Source organism: Hymenobacter sp. BT188 (assembly GCF_014333585.1).
GTDB lineage: Bacteria > Bacteroidota > Bacteroidia > Cytophagales > Hymenobacteraceae > Hymenobacter.
Genome location: NZ_JACSCW010000001.1, coordinates 792,922 through 813,332, shown reverse-complemented (window position 1 = coordinate 813,332; position 20,411 = coordinate 792,922). Strand labels below are relative to the sequence as shown.

The window sequence follows — 20,411 nt, the reverse complement described above, 5'->3', positions numbered from 1 at the left end:
GGGCCGGGGGGTGAGGCCAATCGTGAGGCTACACTACCGGGCCGGGCACACGCGCAGGTGCTTTATCGAGGCCGCAGCGCTCCATGAAGGGGTTTGTAAATACCCAACGTGTGGGGGCGTCAAGCAGGCGGTGGCGGCTGGCAAGCCACTGGTTTACGGCGGTGTCGCCGTACATTTTAAGGAGGCGAGGTTCGGTTAGGTTAAAGTTAATTTTTCCCCAATGCAGCGTGTACGCGATGTTCAGGATTTCCAAGCGGGCCCAGATCATCTCAAGAAACCGGCGCGTAACTCGGGCCTCGACGCCGTCGAATTCCAGCACGGCCGTAACCGGGAAGCGCGTGAAGCCTAGGGTGGCTTTGGTGCCTTTTACAAATCGCAAGCCCAGCACACCAGGAAAGGGCGTTTGTTGGTTGAGCGAATGAACTTCGGCCAGCACGCGCAGCACGTCGCGGTTATCGATGCCGATGGCGGCGCTGGCCGCTTTGCCTCGAATGTTGGTGTTGTCGAAGGTCTCACTCATGGTGCCGGCCGTGCCGTTGTTGCGCTCCAAGGCTAGCGGGTACAGCCGATTCACGAGCGTAGGTACCAACGCCACGCCGGCATTACCCAGATGGTCGAGCACTGTCGAAATCAGGCCCAATGAACTATCACCGTAGATAAAGCCCGCGGCGGGTGCCGGCCGGCGCGGGTACACCAATCGGTAGGGCGCCTTAAACAGCAGTTGCACAAACACGCCCCGGTTCGGATCAGCACCTGTAGGGTCGAACTGGTGGGGGTTGATGATGATGGTGAGGTGGTAGGGCTGGCGCGTGGGGTCGTTGAGTGGGAGTTGCAGCCACGGTTTCAGGCCCGTCAGGTCGAGGTCGGTCATGAGCCGCTTTACCCCTTCGCGGTAGGGCACGCGCGGCGAGCTGGATTCTTCGAGCAAAAACAACGGCTCTGTTTCCAGCAGTACACCATGGATAAAGCCGAAGCTACCGAAGCTCACCAAGGCCGCGTTGAATAGGTCATCGTCGCGAAACACGTCCGTTACGCCCAGCCAGTCCGTGAATTTGGGTGCGGCCACTGGGTACGACGCTCGCTCCAGCCACACGTGCCGGTCGGGGCCCGTGACAATATGCAAACCCACCACCGTTTCCTGAATCGAACCGAAGCGAAAAGCCCCTCCGTGCGTTCCGGTGGATAACGCGCCCACAATACTTTGCCCATTGCTGGCCCCGGAAGCCCGTACCGACTTTTGCCGGGACTCCAGTTGCTGCTCTAAGCCGATGATGCTCATGCCGCACTCCGTAAAAAACAGATTGTCGGCTGTACGCCCGGCAGTCTGGTAAGCCGGCGCGACCATGCTCGGCTGCAAGGCAAACGACTGTCGCAGGGCCAATGTGTCTACCAAGCCGCCATCGGTCACAGCAACTTCCGAAAACGACCAGCCTTTGGCTATGGCCCGCATCCGCACGTTGTGCTCGATGCCGTAGCGGATCAGCCACTGGAAGTTAGCCGTCGTCTGTCGGTACTGCGCCTGGCTGGTGGGCAGATTGGGAATGCGCAGCTTGAAGCAAGCGCTGGCTTGCAAGCGCTGCGTGAAGTTTTCGTGGCGATTGGTCCACTCCGCCATGGGGAGCGCCTCAATTCCGTTGGGCAGGCTCATGGTCGGACGGATAACCGGAGTTCGGGCTTGGTTACGGGTCCAAGGCCCAGCGTGTCAACAGCGGGTGTGTAGGGCGCACAGCACCAGCTTACGCGCTGCTTTGTCACGACACCTACCGTGACCAGAGAAAGCAGGAAGTAGCCGAAATTGGTGTTTACCGTAACGCTGTTCAGATGGTTAAAGCGCGAATCGCAGGGCGGCTTTATGTCGGCAGGCTGCTTTAGACCCCAGAAATATGAGGTGACCACCTTTGTATTGTTCGGGTCATTCACGACTGAATCGCAGTCATACACCGTAGCAATGCGCGTAGTCATACAGCCTGATAAGACACTGCTCACCATTCCTAACACTAGTATAGTAGGTACATATCGACTCATAGCAGGTTTGAATAGTAAGTATATTCATAATTTATATATAAAATATTCTAAACACAAGCTATCCGAATAAAAGAGGCCATGTTACCCAAACCTGTCGTGGTTCGGGCAACATGGCCTTGTAATAAAGCAGTATTATGAAGAGCTACTTAGCAGTCTTTAGCGAGTTCTTCGCGTATGGCGCGTGGTAGCGACGCTCGTACCAGATCGTACGAATGATCGGTCCACTCGCGGAGCTGAGAAGCAGAAACACCGCTACCAATGACAACGGTGTTCCAGTGTTTCTTATTCATATGGTACCCCGGTAGCACGTAGTCAAACTCCTCGCGGAGTTGCACGGCACGCTCAGGGTCACATTTAAGATTAACGCTACCATACTGACTGATGCTGGTGAGGGCGAAAATTTTGCCCCCCACCTTGAATACCAGCGTGTCATCATCGAAAGGAGTTTCCTCGGTCACGCCGGACTTTAAGAGGCAATAGTCGCGGTAATCTTCGATGTTCATTTTAAGACTAGAGAACGTAGCGGAACAGCATTACCAGCAAGCAAACCAAGAACATAGCCATGGAGAGCTTATTGATAAAATGCATGGTACGCAGGTTGAAGTTGGTATGCCGGTTCGGGTCGTTCTTACGGAAGAAATAACCGAGGGCAGGACCGAAATTAAACAGGTTACGACCTTTCATTACAGTGGCTTTTGGTATGTATTAAGAACATCCGGAAGCCCGGAATGATTTGATTGCAAGGTAAAATAAATACAGAAAATGATGGCCCCCAATAAATTTGGAAAAGCTGTCTAAAACCTCAAAAACGCTGTTTTAATGACTATCAAGCTCGTTATAAGATTTTGTTTTATTATAATTAATCAAATAAAATTTTGAGTTTTATTAATATTTTATTAAATTATATGAGTAGATAACTTCTACCCCTTAGATCCGGATTCGCCCGAAGATGAGCCCTTCGGAATCGCAGCACTGTGCCAATGGCTTTGAGCTACTCTATGCGCATATAAAGCAATAGAAGCCGTTCCCTCGTTTATTTCACTTGAGAATCAGGATGTCCAATCGATAGACAATTCCTGCCTGAGTCTCTTGTGATTCCCCAACAGGCCTTCTTCCACCAAACCAATTTCGCTATGAAACTGCCTTTATTAAACAGCCACCGAAAAGTGGCTCAGCTGTTCGCGCTTTTTATGTCCGCCATGTTCTTCTATAGCTGCGATGAGCTGTATGAGGAAATAATTCGCCACCCATCCAAAACAGCTCAGGAAGAAAGTGCCAACGTCGTATATGACTGGTATGATCTGATCGCAAAGATTGAACTGCGTAGAACTCCACAACCAAATGTTCTAGCGAACAATCGAGCCTTCGGCTACATTGGCGTCGGCCTTTACGAAACCGTGCGTCCGGGCATAAGGGGAGCCGTCAGTTTATCCACCAAACTTTACCAAATGCCCCCCATGCCGACCCCGGAGCCAGGCCGGGAGTATTTGTGGGGGGCCAGTGCTAATGCATCCCTGGCCAGTATGTACAAGCAGCTGTTAGTGGGCCTAACCGACTCAGATAGAGCCCGGATGGATTCGTTGGAAAATGCTTACAACAACCGCTACCGCTTAAGTACTGCCGATGCCGTTTTAACCCGTTCGCAAGCCCACGGGCGCGCCGTGGCGAGTGCCATCTACGCCTGGTCCGCCACCGACAACTTCAATACAGGCAGCCAAGGCTATGTGTTACCGGTATTTCCAGGATCCTGGGTACTTACCCCGCCTGCTTTCGCCGCCCCGCAAGGACCTTTTTTACAGAACTCACGGCCTTTTCTAGCCCACAGCTTAACGGCTACTGCGCCCCCTTTACCAGTTGCGTATTCAGAAGATCCATCCTCCGAATTTTATAAGCAGGCGAAAGAAGTGTATGATATTGGCAAAGCCTTGACCACAGAACAAAGAGCAACAGCAAACTGGTGGGCTGATGCGGGTGGTGTAGGCGTAGGCGTTCCGGCCCCCTACCATGGTCTGAATATCATAACTGGGCTATTGAAGAGTCAAAATGCCAGACTAGGACGAGCAGCGGAAGTATATGCCAAAACCGGCATTGCCATGAAGGACGGCCCTATTAATACCTTTAGAGGAAAGTATCAGTATAATCTATTGCGCCCGGTTACTTATATCCAGCGCCTAATTGACCCTACCTGGCAATCATATTTGCCCAATCCGCCTTACCCTGAGTATCCTTCTGGACTTGTTGGGCACAACGCGCCCGTTACGCAAGTACTGATAAGAGAATTTGGCGACATTCCAGTAACCGACAACACATATACCTGGCGAGGTTTACCGGCCCGGCAGTATCCTTCTATTTCGGCAATGAGAGAAGAGGCTGCTTTTTCCAGAATCTACGCGGGCATACACTACCGGTTTACACAGCTGGCTTCCATACAAATGGGCATAGAACTAGGCAATAGAATCGCTGACCTTAACCTAACACCGAATTGATAATCTGAAGCCTGAACTTTTCAGAAAAAAGGTGTTTGTCCTCCTAGAAAAGGGCAAACACCTTTTTTCATGGGCGTAAAAAACTGGCCTGGGGGGCTTTTTTTAGGACGCAAATCCTACAGCGCAGCTTTCTGGTAATTTGTAGCGTCTTTGCTGTTGTAATCCAGTTGACAGTATCCGCACCCCTCTTTCATGAAAAAACTTCTCCTCGCTGCCTGCCTTCTGGGGGGCAATTTTGCGGCCTTCGCCCAAGCCAGCGCCACCGAAACTGCCGCCGTTAAGCAAACCATCAACACGTTCTTCGACGGCATGCGGCGCGGCGACAGTACGATGGTACGAAGCACGTTGGCGCCGGGCGCGGTATTCCAAGTTATTGCCAACCGCGAGGGCAAAACGCAGGTACAGACGGAGAAAGTGGCAGGTTTTCTGAAAAGCGTGGGCACGCCGCACAAGGAAGTGTACGATGAGCGCATCACCTTCGAACAAGTACTCATTGATGCCAATCTGGCCAGCGTCTGGACGCCGTACCAGTTTTATGTGGGTACCACCTTCAGCCACTGCGGCTACAATTCGTTTCAGTTGGTGAAGCTGGCCGAGGGCTGGAAAATCGTGCACATCATCGACACGCGCCGCAAGGAAAAGTGTAAGTAGACACTGTTAGAAAGCGGGGATGCGCCTCAACGGCGTAGAATCTGCTTTCCAACTGTCGAGTTCATACAGGTCGCCTTCGGTATCCAGGTAGAGTGAGGCCAGCACCGGCACTTCATCTTCATCTTTGTACCAGAGTTCCGCTACTACCTGACCAAGATGCCGATTCTGCTTGCTGCTCACAAAACGTAGGCTGCCCATACCGCCATCATCCATTTCTTGCACCTCAGCGGTAGGTAGCAAGGCCAGTATTTTTTCAACGTTCGGCTTGCCGCGCAACATACATATCAGCAAGCCCAGCTCCGGCAAGGTTAACAGACGCTTCTCCATTTCTTCGAGCTACTACGAAGGCCAGCAGATACTTACGTATTTGCTGGCAAACTTACCGGCGTTGAAAGTCTCAGAATCAACTCAGCATTAAGCTCTCGCAGATCAGGCACCACCTGATCGGCATGGTGTAAGTCCTGGCCGCCGGAGTGCGGGCTACTGAAGCCGATGCAGTACATGCCGGCGGCTTTAGCGGCCGTCACACCGTTGGCCGAATCCTCGATTACCAGGCACTCGTGCACGGGCTTTCCGGCCAGCTTGGCGGCGTGCAGGAAAAGCGCCGGATTGGGCTTCGACTGAGGGAAATCTTCCCCGCTAACTAGGTTATCAAAGTACGGATACAGCTTGAAGCGCTTAAACACGCGGTGAATCGTTTCTTTGGAAGCCGACGAGGCTAGTTGAAGCGGCATGCCGGCATGGTGCAGATCAAGGACCAGTTCGCGGGCACCGGGCAGCAACTCTAAGTCGGTCGATTCGTCGAATGCTTTCCCGAAGAACTCGCGCTTGCGGCTCATCAGCGTTTCTACATCCTCTGTCAGGCTAAATTCCTCCTTGAACTGCTGGTACATATTGCGGGTAGAGGAGCCCAGAAACGTGGCGTATTTCTCTGCAGTTAGCTCTACGCCTAGCTCGGCGAAGTGCTGAAAAAAGGCGTCGCGGTGCAGCGGCTCGGTGTCAACCAGCACGCCGTCCATATCGAAAATGACGGTTTTAATCATGTAGAAGGCAGTTGTCGGACAAATGTAGTACGCCTTCTACGGGTATTTGCCCCCCACAGCCAGACTACGCGCGCACCTTCTGCTTGGCCAGCGCCACTATATCCGGCACTTCCAGCACTCGTTTCGGGTAGCCGATGCGCACCGCATTAATCATAGCCAAACCCATTTCCTGCAACGTGGAAACATACTTGGGAAACAGGGGCCGCAGCACCGGATAAAGCCAAGAGATGTAAGCGTAAGAGGACAACGTATTTTTCAGGCCTTTGGTCGGGTACATAAAGCCGGGGCGAAACATGTAGGCTTTCTGAAAAGGCATCTTCAGCAAGTCATTTTCGGTCTGGCCTTTCACCCGCGCCCACATCAGCTTGCCTTGCTCGGTGCCGTCTGTGCCTGCCCCCGACACATAACAGAACGTAAGATCTGGATTGCGGGTGAGTAAGGTTTGGGCAAAGTGCAGGGTCAGATCGTGGGTGATGCGGCGATACTCCTGTTCCTTCATCCCCACCGACGACACGCCCAGACAGAAAAAGCAGGCATTGTAGCCCGTTAACTGGTCCTGTATGGCCGACAAATCGTGGAAGTCGCTGTGCACGATTTCGCGCAGCTTAGGGTGGTTCAGGCCGTAGGGCTTGCGGCTAATGGACAGCACCTGCTCCACGTCGGGGTCGTTGAGGCACTCGTGTAGTACACCTTCTCCCACCATGCCGGTTACCCCAGTAATAATTGCTCTGATCTTCATGCAGCGGTAGACGTTCAGCCACGCAAGATATTTTAAGCAACAAGGCAGTTAACTAAAAATGCCCCCCACCGAAACCAAAAGGACCCGAATGACAACTACTGCCTTCCGGGTCCTTCTTCTAGCTTGTACGTAGAGTAGGTCGTCTGTTCTGCTCAGAAGACCAGCATTGTTACTCTTTACGCCGCCGTGTAATCACGTAGTACTGACCGGGGCTAGTGGTGATGTTTGTGCGGTACTTCCCGTCTTTTGAATCCCAGACGGCTTCATCGGTTTGCTCGTTGCGGGCATTCAGTTTGGTTTGCATTTTCAAAAGGCTAACTGAGTCTGCCAAAGCCGTCAGCGTAGTCACACAAACATCATTGCGATACCCAAAGCCAATCGTGGCATTGTCCGGGTTCTTGTCACCGGCTTGATACCATTCTATGTCACTGCCGTCTGCGGCTATGTCCACGCGCAGCTTCTTGTATTTCCTGTCACGCTTGCGCACGTCCTTCTTGATGGCCTTTCTATCCTTGCCGATGGACTGAATATCTTGGGCCTGTGCAGCGGTAGTGCCCAGCAGGCACACCAGGATCAATGCAAATAGGTTCTTCATGGTTTCTAGTCGAGCCGAACCAGAAAGCAAATAACGGACCTTTTGTAAAAGCGCTGATTCACTTAGCATCCATTTGAGTCAATAAAACTGTCATGCTGAGCTGGGCGAAGCATATCTCCCAAACAATAGCCAGACGCCTAGTAGATATGCTTCGCCCAGCTCAGCATGCCAAACGCAAGAATATACTACTAATAAAGTCTCAACACAGCCATTAGCATCGCAGCCCCCATTATATACCCAAAGCCAAGTAAACCATACATCAGACGTTGCAGACCATATATTTTGCGAGCTTGTCCAGCGACATTTCTATACTTTTTACTGTACATCCTCTCCAGTAGTGCCCATGAAAGAAAACATGGCACTAATACTATTGACAAGAGAGGCAGTGCTTCTAAATGCTGTTCATACCCAATTAGGACACAATGCAATTCAATTAAGTTAAGCACGCATATTCCTACAAAAATACCCATGCCTGCACAGGCTGTAGTGAGTGAATTTAGCCCTCGGGAAGCTGCGCAATAGAAGCAGGTGAACACAAAATGAATTGCTCCCATTATTCACACCTACGCCCCTACCGGCTCCTCTAGCCGTACGGGCTCAATCCAGCGGCCGTCTTCACGCATTAGCTCAATTAGCTCATCCACGGCGAGTTCTTCGGGTACGGCTTTCTTGATTACATCCTGGCCGCGGTAGAGGGCGATCTTGCCTTTGCCCACGCCCACGTAGCCATAGTCGGCGTCGGCCATTTCGCCGGGGCCGTTCACAATGCAGCCCATAATGCCGATTTTGACGCCCTTGAGGTGGTCGGTGCGCTTACGGATCATGGCGGTGGTTTCCTGGAGGTCGAACAGGGTGCGGCCGCAGCTCGGGCAGCTGATGTACTCCGCCTTGCTCATGCGGGTGCGGGCCGCTTGCAGGATGCCGAAGGAGAGCTGATTGAGCTGGTCGATAGTGGGCAGCCAATCCGCTTTGGCGCGCTCGGGTAGCAATTCGGTGCTGAGCACTATGCCATCACCAAGTCCGTCCAAGAGCAAACCACCGACGTCGGTGGCAGCGTAGAGCTGGGTTTGCTCGGGCGTGAGCACCGGGTATTGGCGGTTGATAATCACCGGGTTTGTTACCCCATGATTGATCAGTCGGAAAAAAGTCCGGCGGAGTTCCGGCATCGCGTGGGCATTATCGGTGTAGAGGATAATGACGGCCGTAGCATCGGCGCGAAGCTGTTCGAGCGCCGGTGGCGTGAGTGACTCCAGGTTCTGAAATACGAAATTCAGCTCCGTGTGCTGCGGGCCGGCGGTAGCGTATTCAGCCTGAGTGAGCACCGGGTAATGGTCGGCACGGCAGCCGGCATCGAGCCAGGCTTGGTAGTCTACTACTTCCTTCAGGCCATTGGGCAGCATAAATGGCACCGGGCGCTGGCCGCTGTAGATATAGTCAGCGCCCAAGTCATTCATCTGAAACTTGTCCAGAAACACCGAATACAACTGCCCCACGGCGCGCAAATCGGCATACTCCACCGACGACAACCGCGAAATATCGGCCATGACGCGCGGCACATTTTGCCCCCCAAGGTTCAGCACTTCGCGCGTGATGCGGCGGTGATACTGGAACGGGTCGATGGGCACTTCCGTCACGGGCGCAATGGGCTTGGCTTCGGCAGCGCGGTTGGTATAGCGGTCAATCAAGGCTTTAGCGACTGGCGCTTCGGCTTCGGGTGCTTCGGTGAGCGACACGCGCACAGTGTCGCCAATGCCGTCTTCCAGCAGTGTACCGATGCCCACGGCCGACTTAATACGACCGTCTTCAGCTTCGCCGGCTTCGGTCACGCCCAAGTGCAGAGGGTACGGTTGCAGACCTTCTTCGTCCAGCTTTTGCACCAACAGGCGGTAGGCCTGCACCATCACCTGGGTATTGGAGGCCTTCATGCTGAGCACCACATCGTAATAATTCTCCTCCTCGCAGAGGCGCAGAAACTCCAGCGCCGACTCCACCATGCCCAGCGGCGTGTCGCCGTAGCGACTCAAAATACGGTCCGACAAAGAGCCGTGGTTGGTGCCGATGCGCATAGCCGTGCCGTACTGCTTGCAAATCTGGACCAGCGGCCGGAACCGTTCGCGGATGCGGTTTACCTCGTCTTGATAGGTAGCGTCGGTGTATTCTATGAAGTCGAATTTCTTCTTGTCGGCGTAGTTGCCGGGGTTCACGCGCACTTTCTCCACGATGCGGGCGGCTAGCTCAGCGGCGTTGGGCGTGAAGTGAATGTCAGCAATAAGTGGCACGTCGCAGCCGCGTTTACGCAGCTCCTTCTTGATTTCCAGTAGGTTCTGGGCCTCCTTCATGCTGGGCGCCGTGATGCGCACGTATTCGCAGCCGGCCTCCACCATGCGCAGCGTCTGCTCCACCGAGCCGAGCGTGTCCATGGTATCCACGGTGGTCATGCTCTGCACGCGGATGGGATTTTTGCCCCCCAGCGGCACATCGCCAATCTTAACTTCCCGCGAAAGGCGGCGCTGGTACTCAGTGAGGCTGGGGCAATAAATCTTATTCATCATCTGGGGGGCAATTTTCTGGGTAGAAAACTCGCGAGGCAAAGGGAAAGTTGCGGCGCCGCAAAGGTACAAGCTCCCGTCGGCTTCCGGGAAGGTTTGGGTTGTGAAAGAAGCAGCAAGCAATTATTGCGCTATCCTTCTTTGGCTGGTCATACAGAGAGCAGTGAAGCATATTCCGGCTTCGTTACTATATCAAAGGCGGTCATGCAGAGCGCAGCGAAGCATCTCGCTCGCTTCGTTGAATTACTATTGCAACCAAACACGCGAGATGCTTCGGCTCTGCCTCTGCATGACGGTCAAGTGGATTGCAATATTTAAATCACAGTAATTGCTAAATCACAACCACTGCAACCAATTGCAGGGACACAAAATATTACGCCTTTACCTATAGGCTATAATTAACTACCTCTTACCTTGCTAACCTTACTCCCACCTTCCTGCTCCAATGTCTTTACCACTATACTCACGCCGTCATTTTCTCCAAGTCGCAGGTTTAGGATTGGCGGGGATGCCCTTCGTACTCTCTAGTTGCGCGTCGATGTTAACATCCGAAAAAGGCCCCCAGAGTAAGGAAGAATATTTAGTGTATGTCGGGACGTATGCCAAGCCTGAGGAAGACAGCATTTATCTGTACAAGCTCAACGTAAGCACCGGCGCCCTTACCCGCCTGGGCTCCACCAAAGCCGGCGCAAATCCCTCCTACCTGACCCTGGATTCCCGGCGTGAGCACCTATATGCCGTTAACGAAACCACTGATTTTCAGGGTAAAGCAAGCGGGGCCGTCAGTGCCTTTGCAATTGATCAGAAAAGTGGGCGTCTCGCTTTTCTGAATCAGCAGTCGGCATTGGGTTCGGCACCGTGCTACATCAGCCTCGACAAAATGAACCGCTACGCCTTGGTGGCTAGCTACTTGGGGGGCAATGTAGGCATGCTTCCTATTGAGCCCAATGGCGAGCTTGCGCCTATCGCCGACACGCAACAGCATACGGGTTCCGGCCCTCACAAAAACCAAAATGCCCCCCACGCCCACTGCATCCTTCCCGACCCGGCCAACCGTTTCGTTTTCGCGGTAGACTTAGGCACGGATAAGGTGTATGGCTACCAGCTCGACGCGAAAGAGGACGCTCTCGAACCGATGGCTATGCCGGCCTTTACCGCTGCACCCGGCGCGGGGCCGCGCCACCTCACGTTTCACCCCGGCGGCCAGCTGGCTTACCTCATCAACGAGCTAAACTCCACCATCACGGCCCTGCGCTACGATGAAGGCGCCGGCACTTTTCAGGAAATTCAGACGCTCACTACGCTCCCACCCGATTTCAAAGGGATAAATTCCTGCGCCGACATTCACGTATCCCCCAATGGTGAATTCCTCTACGGTTCCAACCGCGGCCACGACAGCCTTGTAGTTTACGCCATTGACATTCCGAGTGGTCGCCTTACGCTGGTGCAGCACGTGCCCACACAGGGTCAGAAGCCCCGCAACTTCACCATCGATCCGACGGGCCAACTGGTGCTGGTAGCCAATCAGGCCACCAACAACATCGTCACCTTCCGCGTCGATCGGGAAACCGGTAAGCTCACGCCTACCGGCAAATCGGTGCAGGTGCCCGCGCCCGTTTGCCTGCAAGTGGTCGAAGATTTTACGCGGCGAAGTGCGTAAAGCAGAGCTAGTTTAGCCTTACTTGTTGCTTTAAATAACCCGCAGCATAATCTTGCCGATATGCGCGCTGCTTTCCATAAGCTGGTGCGCAGCCGTGGCTTCCTCTAGCTCGAATACCTTGTAGATAACCGGCTTAAAAAGCCCCCCAGCGAGCAGTGGCCACACATTTTCCTCGACCGCAGCGGCCAATTCAGCCTTGAAGTCGGCGTTGCGGGGCCGCAGGGTGCTGCCGGTAATGGTGAGGCGACGACGCATGATTTCCAGGGCGTTGAACTCGGCTTTGGCGCCCTGCATGGCATTGATGAACACTAGGCGGCCATCGTCGCGGAGCAGGCGCAGGTTTTTGGGGATATAGTCGCCGCCCACCATGTCCAGAATAACGTCAACGCCACCTGCGGCTTGTAGTACAGCCTCAAAATCTTCGGTTTTGTAGTTAATGCAGCGCTCGGCACCCAGAGCGTGGCAAGCCTTGCACTTTTCGTCGGAGCCAGCTGTCGCAAATACGCGGGAGCCCAACGCGTGTGCCAGCTGAATGGCCGTGATGCCGATGCCACTACTGCCGCCGTGTACTAGCAGGGTTTCGCCACGCCGAAGCTGGCCGCGCTGAAATACGTTGTGCCACACCGTAAACACGGTCTCGGGCAAGGAGGCGGCCTCCACGAAGCTCCAGCCAGCCGGCACGGGCAAGCAGTGGCGGGCATCTACCGCTACGTACTCAGCATAGCCGCCCACCGCCAACAGCGCACACACCGCGTCGCCTTCGCGCCAGCGCGTTACAGCCGCGCCGCATTCAGCTACGGTGCCAGCTACCTCCAATCCCGGAATCAGCCCTTCCACACTGCCGTTACCAGCGTATTTGCCCTGGCGCAGCAGCACATCCGGCCGATTCACGCCCGCAGCGTGCACGCGCACCAGCACTTCGTGGTCGGCGGGCTGAGGCCGAAGCCGCTGTCCACTATGCAATACTTCCGGGCCACCCGCCTGCGCGATGATGATGGCTTTCATGTGTTCTGATTCCATTTGCGTTGGTTGGTGTTTGAAAAACTCCGTCTCTACAGCGTAAACGCGCTTCAATTCACAAAGGCTGTCCAAACTTTTCCTACCCAATCCAAAACCCGCCGTATCTTATGCCTGCCTTGGTCTCCTATCTAGTCTGCGGGGCTTTTTTGCTTTGCTATGAAAAAAATTAACCTGTTTCCTACCATCTTCAGCGCCGCTCGGGCCACTGGGCTTCGCGCTTGGCAAACCGGCCTGCTATTTCAAAAAGTAGCCCGCACAGCCCTCGATACGATTCAGGATGTACTGCGCGCCGAAATCAAGAATGGGAACGCGCAGCTTGTAGCCGACTTTCTCGCCGATAAAGCTCTACCTGCTGCCAAAGCCCTTTTGCTCAAGCGCATGACTACCCGCCTTCTCATGCGTATTGGTTTGCGCGGTGCCCTGGCCAGCAGCGTCGTGGGCTGGATTTTGCCGTTTGTGCTGGAAAAAATGATTCAGGTGGGCGTAAAAACCGGCTTTTTTGAGAAGATAAAAAACCACGACAGCGTCACGGATGCCCTGCACCGCTTGGATGAGCTTAAGCGCGCCGTCTGGAAAATTATTACTCCCGATGCTGGCAGTAGCGCCGAGCTTCTACCCGACGACGCCCCCATGCCGCCAGCTTTACCGGCTCCCAAGCAGTAGCAAGCGCGACAGGTAGAAAATGGAAAGCTTCATAGCTTCCGAAGAGCTTAGTACAGCAACACACGCCCGAAAGTATTCTTATACATTTATATATCAGTTGTTTACAAAAACACAAGATAGCGTTTAAGGGAAATTCAATCCTCCTGTAAAATCCCAAATCAACACCTGAAAGCCTGCTAAAAAAGCAAAATTCAGCTTGAAAAAAGCCCCCCAAAACATCTATCTACTGGCAGAATATAGTAGATTTACCGCTCCGTGGGTCTTTTGCCATTTCGCACACTGGGCTGTCTATGAAAAAGCTGGTTATTTTCCTGGGATTACTAGCTTGGTCTGGACAAAGTAGCCAGGCTCAAAGCGTTAGAGCCAAAAAGGCTTCGCGCGCTGCCTCGCCTTCGTTGCGCGCCCTCGACAGCCAGAATGGGTTCGGCAAAGCTACTTTCGGCGACGATATCAGCAAGTTCCGCGACTTAGAGCTGGTCAGGACCGACCCCGCCACCCAGACGCAGTTTTATAACTACCTCACCGACAACCTCAAAGTCGGGCCCCACAGGCTCACCGGCATCACCTACGGCTTTTACAAAGACAAGCTCTATTACATTGAGCTGCGTATGATGGGCGAGGCCAACTGCCGCGGCATCCGTGAGCTGCTCAGCGCCCAATACGGCCCTTCCAAGAGCCCCGAACAAGCCCAAACCTCTTGGTGGCTCGGCCAGCAAGTGACGCTGCGCTACACCGAAGCTCCCGTGGGCTACGCAACCATCGTTCTGGGCAGCAATCAGTTAGCGGGCCAACGCTTGGCCCAGCGTAAGGCCGCCGGTTTGCCAGCCGTATAAATCAGCTTGTTTTGGTGTACTTGCCCTAGCCTTTTGGTCGTGGGGGGCAATTTTGTCTACCTTGCCAGAACTATGGGTTATGGCGCTTTTTAAGCTACCACCTTCTAGTCGGCTTGCCGATAGCAGGACTATTCCTGCTTACCTAGCCTTTCCCAGAAGATTGACCTCTTATTTATCGCCTCATGCCCACAGAAATAGTTAACGGTTTCGGTAAAGTTTATCTCACGATTGAGTACGATGCCGTCAACCGCTGGGTCTATAATAATTGGATTGGCTACCAAACCTATATTGGTATTATTGCCGGTGCCGATGCGTGCCTGCACCCTCTTCAAGCTCACGCTTGCCCTTATTTGCTCAACGACAACCGGCAAGTGATTGGCCCCTGGGACCACGCCGTGGAGTGGATTGTCACCGATTGGGCACCCCGTGCCATAGCACAGGGCCTCACTCATTTTGCCCAAGTAGTTAGCCCCGAGTCAATGGCGGCACTTTCAGCGGAGGCTATGCACATTGGCATTGGCAAGCGCCTGCAAATGCGCATGTTTGGTGATATACAGGAAGCGCGAGCTTGGCTAAAGGAAGCACGTGAGGAAGCCGGAATGAAGCAAGCATAGCCAGCTACCTTCTGTCTTTTATTGAGAGAAAATAGCTTTGGTATTTAGCTAAAAATCAACGCATAACACCAAAAAGCCGTTTCTTGAGGGAAACGGCTTTTTGGTGTAGCAAGGCTTTTTCAGCTACGCATTAAAACTACGAAGCTGATTATGTGAATCCCTGGCTGGCTGAATAGTGTAGAGACGCATACTTGCGTCTTGTCGTTGAACGATTTATGCCTGGGTTTAGTGCTGCTCATGTAAACAACGACGAGACGCAAGTATGCGTCTCTACACTGTTCTGAGGACTTCCCTTATTTATGTTTATATGCCAAAAGGAAGGTCTACGGAATGAGTCGGTCGGCGCGCAGCTGCGCAAACAAATCGAAGAAGGAATCTTCGGTCGCTTGGTACACTGCAAAGCCGAGCTTGCGACTTTTCGACATATCCGTCATCACTTCAATCGGTCGCCCCAGGTCCAGATCAGTGTGCCAGGGAGAAGCCAGTTGGCTGAGTTCAGGCACTTTTAGCTGGTAGCGAGCCGCCATCTCGCGCCACAGCGGCGCATCATTGGCCATTGCCGCTTCCAGCGGGTGCACCGTGCCGTCGAAGCCGCTGGCTTCGACGCCAAACCAGGCAGCTAAACGAGGCCAGAGCCAGCTCCAGCGAAAGTAGTCGCCGTTGGTAATGTTAAAGGCCTGATTCTTTGCTGCTTCCGTCGTGGCAGCCCACGCCAGTTGCTTGGCAATCACGCGGGCATCGGTCACATCGGACAGGCCGTTCCACTGCGCTTCGGAACCCGGCCACTGAAACGGCCGCCCCGTTTCCTTGCAGATACTGGCGTACACGGCCAGCGTGGCACCCATATTCATCAGGTTGCCAACAGCCTGGCCAATAATGGTGTGCGGGCGGTGAATGCTCCAGCTAAAGCCGTCGCGGGCCGCAGCGGCGTACACCTCATCTTCCTGGGCGTAATAGAAATTCTCGATCGGTAGCCGCGGCTGCTCCTCGCGTAATGGCGTTGGCGGCAATGAACCAGCCCGAGCGTAGGAGTCAAACGGTCCGAGGTAGTGCTTGAGACCCGTTACCAGAGCCACATGCTGCACCGACTGCTTGGGGGAAAGGGCGTCCAGCAGATTGCGCACCATGGCGCCGTTCACGCGAATATTCTCGGCTTCGGTATCCTGGCGCATCCAGCTGGTGAGAAAGACATGTGTGGGCGCTACGTCGGCGAGGGCAGTGGCAAGGCTGGCCGGGTCGAGCAAGTCGGCGGCTACAGGCCGCAGCCCGGCTACATCGTCTTTGGGAGTACGGGCCAGGCCGTAAGTGGTCCAGCCCTGGGAGAGCAGCTCGCGGGCAAGGTTGCTGCCGATGATGCCGCTGGCACCAACAATTAAGGCGATTTTAGTCATAAGGGTACGTACGGGAAAGCTGACCAAGGGTACGCAGCAGACGGCCCCTGCAATCAACAGAAAGCTTTTGTATTTACTGAATCCTCAATGAACTCCGAGTTCGTAAGCTAGGCTATCGCGCCAGCGCAGGGAGGATTTGTGGTTGGTTCATCTTATCTTTTCTTCATGATAGACAACACCTTAGCCTCCCGCTGGCCAGCCTTGCCGGCCGACAGCTGGACCGACACGCGCGAGACGCTGCACCGGTGGACCCAAATTGTGGGCAAAACCCGCCTGGCGCTGAGTCCTATGCTCAACCATTGGTGGCAGGTACCCCTCTACGTCACGCCCCGGGGCCTGTCGACCGGGCCCATGCCCTATGCGGCGGGTAGCTGCGAGATAGTGTTCGACTTTCGAGCGCACCAGCTGCGCGTGCATACCTCCGACGGCCGTACCCACGAGCTGGCTCTGGAACCCCGATCCGTGGCCGACTTCTACCAGGCCTACCGCGGCCTGCTGCGCGAAGCCGGCATTGCGGTAAAGTTGTGGCCGGTGCCGGTGGAGATTGAAGACACCACACCTTTTATCCAGGATCAGATCCACCGTGCCTACGACGCCACCACTGTAGAAACCTTCTGGGACATCCTGCTGCGTGCCGACCAAGTGCTGCAGGAGTTTCGGAGTCGCTTTCGGGGCAAATGCAGTCCGGTGCATTTCTTCTGGGGAAGCTTTGATTTGGCCGTCACGCGCTTTTCGGGCCGGCCCGCGCCTCCCCATCCGGGTGGCATTCCTCATCTGGCTGATTGGGTAACCCGCGAGTCGTACTCCGAAGAGCAGATTGCCGCCGGCTGGTGGCCTGGGGGCAATGGGCAGGAGGCAGCATTTTATAGCTACGCCTACCCAAGTCTGCCAGAGGTGGCCAACGCGCCTATCCAGCCTGCGGGGGGCTTTTTTAGCCAAGAGATGGGCGAGTTTCTGCTGCCCTACGAAGCCGCACGCACGGCTCCCGATCCGCGCCAAGCAGTGCTCAGTTTTTTGCAAAGCACCTACGAAGCCGCCGCAACCCTGGCCCATTGGGACCGCGCAGCCCTGGAAAGAGCGTAACATTCCCGGTAGATTTGCCCCCACGCAGATGCTTGAATAAATATTTCTTATTCTCGCTAACCGTACCAATCAAACTACCCTCTATGTACAACCTGAAAATCATTACCGCCACTGTACGACCTAGCCGGAAGGGGCCCATAGTAACCGAATGGGTAGCCGAAAAAGCAAGAAAGCACGGCGAATTCAACGTAGAGGTATTGGACCTGCAGGCCATCAACCTGCCCCTGATGAACGAGCCCCATCACCCAGCCCAGCAGAAGTATGAGCACGAGCACACAAAACAGTGGAGCGCCCAGATAGCGGCGGCCGACGCCTTCATTTTCGTGACGGCCGAATACAACTTCAGCTACCCCGCACCCTTGCAGAACGCGCTGGAATATCTGGTGAAGGAGTGGGGCTACAAGGCGGCCGGCATCGTCAGCTACGGCGGGGTATCGGCCGGCACGCGGGCCTGGAATGCGCTCAAAAATGACCTCTCCTCGTACCGAGTAGTGCCGCTGGTGGAGGCCGTAAACATTCCTTTTTTCACCGAATTTATCCAAAATGACCACTTGGCACCGAACGACATTTCAGAAAAAGCGCTCGACGCGATGCTCCGGGAATTAGCCCGCTGGACGAAAGGATTGAAAAGCATCCGGGAAAACCAGTAACCTACTTTTCTGCTGATTTCTGGGGGGCTTTTTTAGTCAGATATTCTACATGCAAATGGGCGCGCGTGGAACAACATTTCGCTATTCTAAGAGCTGGCGCGCTCCAGATGCCAGGTGGTCTGGGCCACGTGTAAACTGCGCAGCATAGCGCTTTTCTTGCGCTGATGGCCCTGCATGCGGCGCAAAATGCTGTCGAGGGTTTGCACGGCCTGCACCACGCGCGGACCCTTGTTGAGCATTACGCACTCGGCCCGGTCGCTCATGGCGGCGTCGGTCACTTCGGCCCGCGAAGGCAAGCCGCCGCTGGCCAGGCTTTCCAGCACCTGCGTGGCCCAGATAACCGGCACATGTGCCGCTTCGCAGAGCCACAGGATTTCTTCCTGCACTTCCGCCAGCCGCTCAAACCCACACTCCACGGCCAGGTCGCCGCGGGCTATCATCACGCCACAGCTACCCGCCTGCATGGCGCTGAGCAGTAGCGCCGGTAGCTGCTCAAAGCCGCGCTGCGTTTCAATTTTAAGGATAATAGCGACGGCTCGCTCCGTCAGGCGGGTCAGGTGCTGCTGCAGCTGCTCTACCTCGGTGGCCTTGCTGACAAACGAGAGGCCGACCATATCGGCGTGCTGGGCGACAAAAGCCAAATCTTCCAGGTCTTTTGCCGTTAGCGAGGGCAAGGACAAATTGCTGTCGGGCAGGTTGATGCCTTTATCATTGCGTAGCTTTTCGCCTTTGGCCCGGGCCTCTGTGATGCGCACGTGTAGGGCGTCTGGCTCCACGCGGTCCACTACGCCGCCGATTTTGCCGTCGTCAAACCAAATTCGCTCACCCGGATTCACGTAATCAAGCACTTCCGGTAGCGCGCAGCCAATTACAGCCGGAGGTATACCGGCACCTGGCATACCATCGGATACCGCAGTGGGCAGCGCTCCTCGGGTAAGCTGCAACTGGTCTCCGGGGCGGAGCAGGATAAACGAGTCTGACTGGGGCAACTCCTCTAGTGTGGCTTTCGCCTCGGGGCCCCGAAAGCGGGTGCTGGGCACCAGATAGGCCGTTTTGCGCAGCTCCGCCCAGCAGCCTTGCTCATTCGAGCTGCGTACGCGCAGCTTGCGTTTGTTGCCCCTTGCATCCCGAAACCGAATGACATCGCCGGGGCTTAGCTGCCGCAGCCACACTTGGGGGAAGAACAAGCGTATTGTCCCGCTCGCCAGCGCCGCCTGCGGTAACTCCCGACTGGTAAGCCAGAGGCGAGCCGGCGTCAGTACCTGGCCAAACTCGTCGCGGATGGGACTGATTCGTAGCACGGCCGGTGCCGGGGGCAGGCCAGTGGTGCGGAGCTTAGCGCCGCCCAAATCCATGCAGACCTTGCAGGACTTGCCGATCTCCTGCTCGGCTTGGCGCAGATGGTCAATCATTTTCTGCCAGGCCGCCCGATCATCGTGTGCGCAGTTGATACGCACGCAGTCCATGCCCTGGCGCAGCAGATCCCGCACCAACGGGTAATCGGTGGCCGCCTCGCTGGGCAACGTGACCATGATACGGACGTCGCGCGTGGCGGGCACTGGCCCCAGCACGGCCTCGCTGTGCTCCGCCAGCAAACGCCCCCCACTCTTAAAGTCCGGGGCAATATCATCGGCAGGCAGCTGATGAGAGGTACCGGGCTGAGCCAATTCGTGCAAAACGGCCAGCACAGCGTCAACGCTGGCCAGTGCATGGGATTCGGCGCGCCCTAAAGACGATAGACCTAGCGCCGCCAGCCGCTGCTGCAAAGGGCGCAAATCGTGGCGGCGCAGCGCCAGGTAGTGCAATAGGTTGTGGGCGCTCACCCGAAACGTGGGGTGCACCTGCGCCAGCCGGCCCCCGGCCAACTCAGTTCCGCTCACCATATCCTGGCGCAAGCTGGTCAGTTCGGTCAGCAACTCAGCTATTTGGGCGCCATAGCGGTCGGCAAAAAGCGAGGATGCGGGTTGGTCTGTCATAGCCTGCGCAAAAAAGCCCCCCACCCAGGCATGCGGCAATACTTCGCCGCGCGCTAGTATAGGAGCAGATGAGGTTCGGGCTTAAAGCTCTAAAACACAAGTTATTATTTTATATGTTTAATTTTTGTGGTTAGCTTAGGCTTTCTGTGCTGGCCTCCGTCATTCCTATCTACCTCTTACGCGTTTGGTTAAGAGCGCACGTAGGTTGATTTATTTATTCTAGAGTGTATGGACAGTTGATACAAGAACGTCATGCCGAGCGGAGCGAAGCATCTCGCGTGCTAACACAGGATTACTAACCTCACTCCCGCTGGCGAGATGCTTCGCTCCGCTCGGCATGACTACCTTACAAGGTTGACTGTCCATGTCCATACTTCCTAGCTGCCCTTAGGAGCGCCGACGAAGCGGTCTGGGGGGCTTTTTTGGTAACTAG

The 20,411-nt window shown here is 55.0% G+C and carries 20 protein-coding genes; 8 read left to right on the top strand and 12 right to left on the bottom strand.

Going from position 1 to position 20,411, the window contains the following annotated elements; translation table 11 throughout:
* Positions 1-28: 28 nt before the first annotated feature.
* The 4 genes from H8B13_RS03215 to H8B13_RS03200 form a co-directional block, all read right to left on the bottom strand.
* The gene (locus H8B13_RS03215; protein WP_187309365.1) at positions 29-1,648 is read right to left on the bottom strand and encodes an FAD-binding protein; all 1,620 of its coding nucleotides are present in this window, start codon (positions 1,646-1,648) and stop codon (positions 29-31) included.
* Positions 1,645-1,962: a hypothetical protein gene (locus tag H8B13_RS03210; protein WP_187309364.1), complete on the bottom strand. Its 318-nt coding sequence runs from the start codon at positions 1,960-1,962 to the stop codon at positions 1,645-1,647. The genes H8B13_RS03215 and H8B13_RS03210 overlap by 4 nt, the downstream gene beginning before the upstream one ends.
* Before the next feature lie 209 nt (positions 1,963-2,171).
* On the bottom strand, positions 2,172-2,528 hold the full coding sequence (locus H8B13_RS03205; protein WP_187309363.1) for an MmcQ/YjbR family DNA-binding protein: 357 nt from the start codon (positions 2,526-2,528) through the stop codon (positions 2,172-2,174).
* A gap of 7 nt (positions 2,529-2,535) precedes the next feature.
* A complete protein-coding gene (locus H8B13_RS03200; RefSeq protein ID WP_165963537.1) occupies positions 2,536-2,709 on the bottom strand; it encodes a DUF6728 family protein in 174 nt (57 codons plus the stop codon).
* A gap of 449 nt (positions 2,710-3,158) precedes the next feature.
* Between H8B13_RS03200 and H8B13_RS03195 the strand changes: the two genes are divergently transcribed.
* Both H8B13_RS03195 and H8B13_RS03190 read left to right on the top strand, forming a co-directional pair.
* Positions 3,159-4,511 (top strand): vanadium-dependent haloperoxidase, encoded by a 1,353-nt coding sequence (locus H8B13_RS03195; protein WP_187309362.1) that lies wholly within the window; start codon positions 3,159-3,161, stop codon positions 4,509-4,511.
* A 192-nt stretch (positions 4,512-4,703) separates the two neighbouring features.
* The gene (locus H8B13_RS03190; RefSeq protein WP_187309361.1) at positions 4,704-5,162 is read left to right on the top strand and encodes a nuclear transport factor 2 family protein; all 459 of its coding nucleotides are present in this window, start codon (positions 4,704-4,706) and stop codon (positions 5,160-5,162) included.
* A gap of 6 nt (positions 5,163-5,168) precedes the next feature.
* On the opposite strand, the gene H8B13_RS03185 is transcribed toward H8B13_RS03190, so the two are convergent.
* The 5 genes from H8B13_RS03185 to ispG form a co-directional block, all read right to left on the bottom strand.
* Entirely contained in the window at positions 5,169-5,489 is a 321-nt protein-coding gene (locus tag H8B13_RS03185) for a DUF6984 family protein (RefSeq protein WP_187309360.1), read from the bottom strand.
* A gap of 32 nt (positions 5,490-5,521) precedes the next feature.
* Positions 5,522-6,205, bottom strand: a complete 684-nt coding sequence (locus tag H8B13_RS03180; protein ID WP_187309359.1) for an HAD family hydrolase — start codon at positions 6,203-6,205, stop codon at positions 5,522-5,524.
* A gap of 64 nt (positions 6,206-6,269) precedes the next feature.
* Positions 6,270-6,944 (bottom strand): NAD-dependent epimerase/dehydratase family protein, encoded by a 675-nt coding sequence (locus tag H8B13_RS03175; RefSeq protein WP_187309358.1) that lies wholly within the window; start codon positions 6,942-6,944, stop codon positions 6,270-6,272.
* Positions 6,945-7,113: 169 nt separating this feature from the next.
* The gene (locus H8B13_RS03170) at positions 7,114-7,539 is read right to left on the bottom strand and encodes a hypothetical protein (protein WP_187309357.1); all 426 of its coding nucleotides are present in this window, start codon (positions 7,537-7,539) and stop codon (positions 7,114-7,116) included.
* Positions 7,540-8,102: 563 nt separating this feature from the next.
* Complete coding sequence (gene ispG, locus H8B13_RS03165; protein WP_187309560.1) at positions 8,103-10,088, bottom strand: (E)-4-hydroxy-3-methylbut-2-enyl-diphosphate synthase; 1,986 nt, start codon at positions 10,086-10,088, stop codon at positions 8,103-8,105.
* A gap of 538 nt (positions 10,089-10,626) precedes the next feature.
* On the opposite strand from ispG, the gene H8B13_RS03160 reads away from it, so the two are divergent.
* A complete protein-coding gene (locus H8B13_RS03160) occupies positions 10,627-11,748 on the top strand; it encodes a lactonase family protein (protein ID WP_222841319.1) in 1,122 nt (373 codons plus the stop codon).
* Positions 11,749-11,778: 30 nt separating this feature from the next.
* Here the strand turns inward: H8B13_RS03160 and H8B13_RS03155 are convergent, their stop codons facing one another.
* Complete coding sequence (locus H8B13_RS03155) at positions 11,779-12,753, bottom strand: NAD(P)H-quinone oxidoreductase (RefSeq protein WP_187309559.1); 975 nt, start codon at positions 12,751-12,753, stop codon at positions 11,779-11,781.
* Positions 12,754-12,924: 171 nt separating this feature from the next.
* Between H8B13_RS03155 and H8B13_RS03150 the strand changes: the two genes are divergently transcribed.
* From H8B13_RS03150 to H8B13_RS03140, 3 genes are all read left to right on the top strand, one after another.
* Entirely contained in the window at positions 12,925-13,431 is a 507-nt protein-coding gene (locus tag H8B13_RS03150; RefSeq protein WP_187309355.1) for a hypothetical protein, read from the top strand.
* 290 nt (positions 13,432-13,721) lie between these two features.
* Positions 13,722-14,264 carry a hypothetical protein gene (locus H8B13_RS03145; RefSeq protein ID WP_187309354.1) on the top strand — a complete coding sequence of 181 codons (543 nt, stop codon included), beginning with the start codon at positions 13,722-13,724 and terminating at the stop codon, positions 14,262-14,264.
* A gap of 182 nt (positions 14,265-14,446) precedes the next feature.
* The gene (locus H8B13_RS03140) at positions 14,447-14,878 is read left to right on the top strand and encodes an STAS/SEC14 domain-containing protein (RefSeq protein ID WP_187309353.1); all 432 of its coding nucleotides are present in this window, start codon (positions 14,447-14,449) and stop codon (positions 14,876-14,878) included.
* Between the two features lie 323 nt (positions 14,879-15,201).
* Here the strand turns inward: H8B13_RS03140 and H8B13_RS03135 are convergent, their stop codons facing one another.
* Positions 15,202-16,269 carry an SDR family oxidoreductase gene (locus H8B13_RS03135; RefSeq protein WP_187309352.1) on the bottom strand — a complete coding sequence of 356 codons (1,068 nt, stop codon included), beginning with the start codon at positions 16,267-16,269 and terminating at the stop codon, positions 15,202-15,204.
* Positions 16,270-16,434: 165 nt separating this feature from the next.
* Between H8B13_RS03135 and H8B13_RS03130 the strand changes: the two genes are divergently transcribed.
* Positions 16,435-17,352 (top strand): DUF5996 family protein, encoded by a 918-nt coding sequence (locus tag H8B13_RS03130; protein WP_187309351.1) that lies wholly within the window; start codon positions 16,435-16,437, stop codon positions 17,350-17,352.
* Between the two features lie 83 nt (positions 17,353-17,435).
* Entirely contained in the window at positions 17,436-18,002 is a 567-nt protein-coding gene (locus H8B13_RS03125; RefSeq protein WP_187309350.1) for an NADPH-dependent FMN reductase, read from the top strand.
* 86 nt (positions 18,003-18,088) lie between these two features.
* On the opposite strand, the gene H8B13_RS03120 is transcribed toward H8B13_RS03125, so the two are convergent.
* On the bottom strand, positions 18,089-19,978 hold the full coding sequence (locus H8B13_RS03120; RefSeq protein WP_187309349.1) for a pyruvate kinase: 1,890 nt from the start codon (positions 19,976-19,978) through the stop codon (positions 18,089-18,091).
* Between the last annotated feature and the right edge of the window lie 433 nt (positions 19,979-20,411).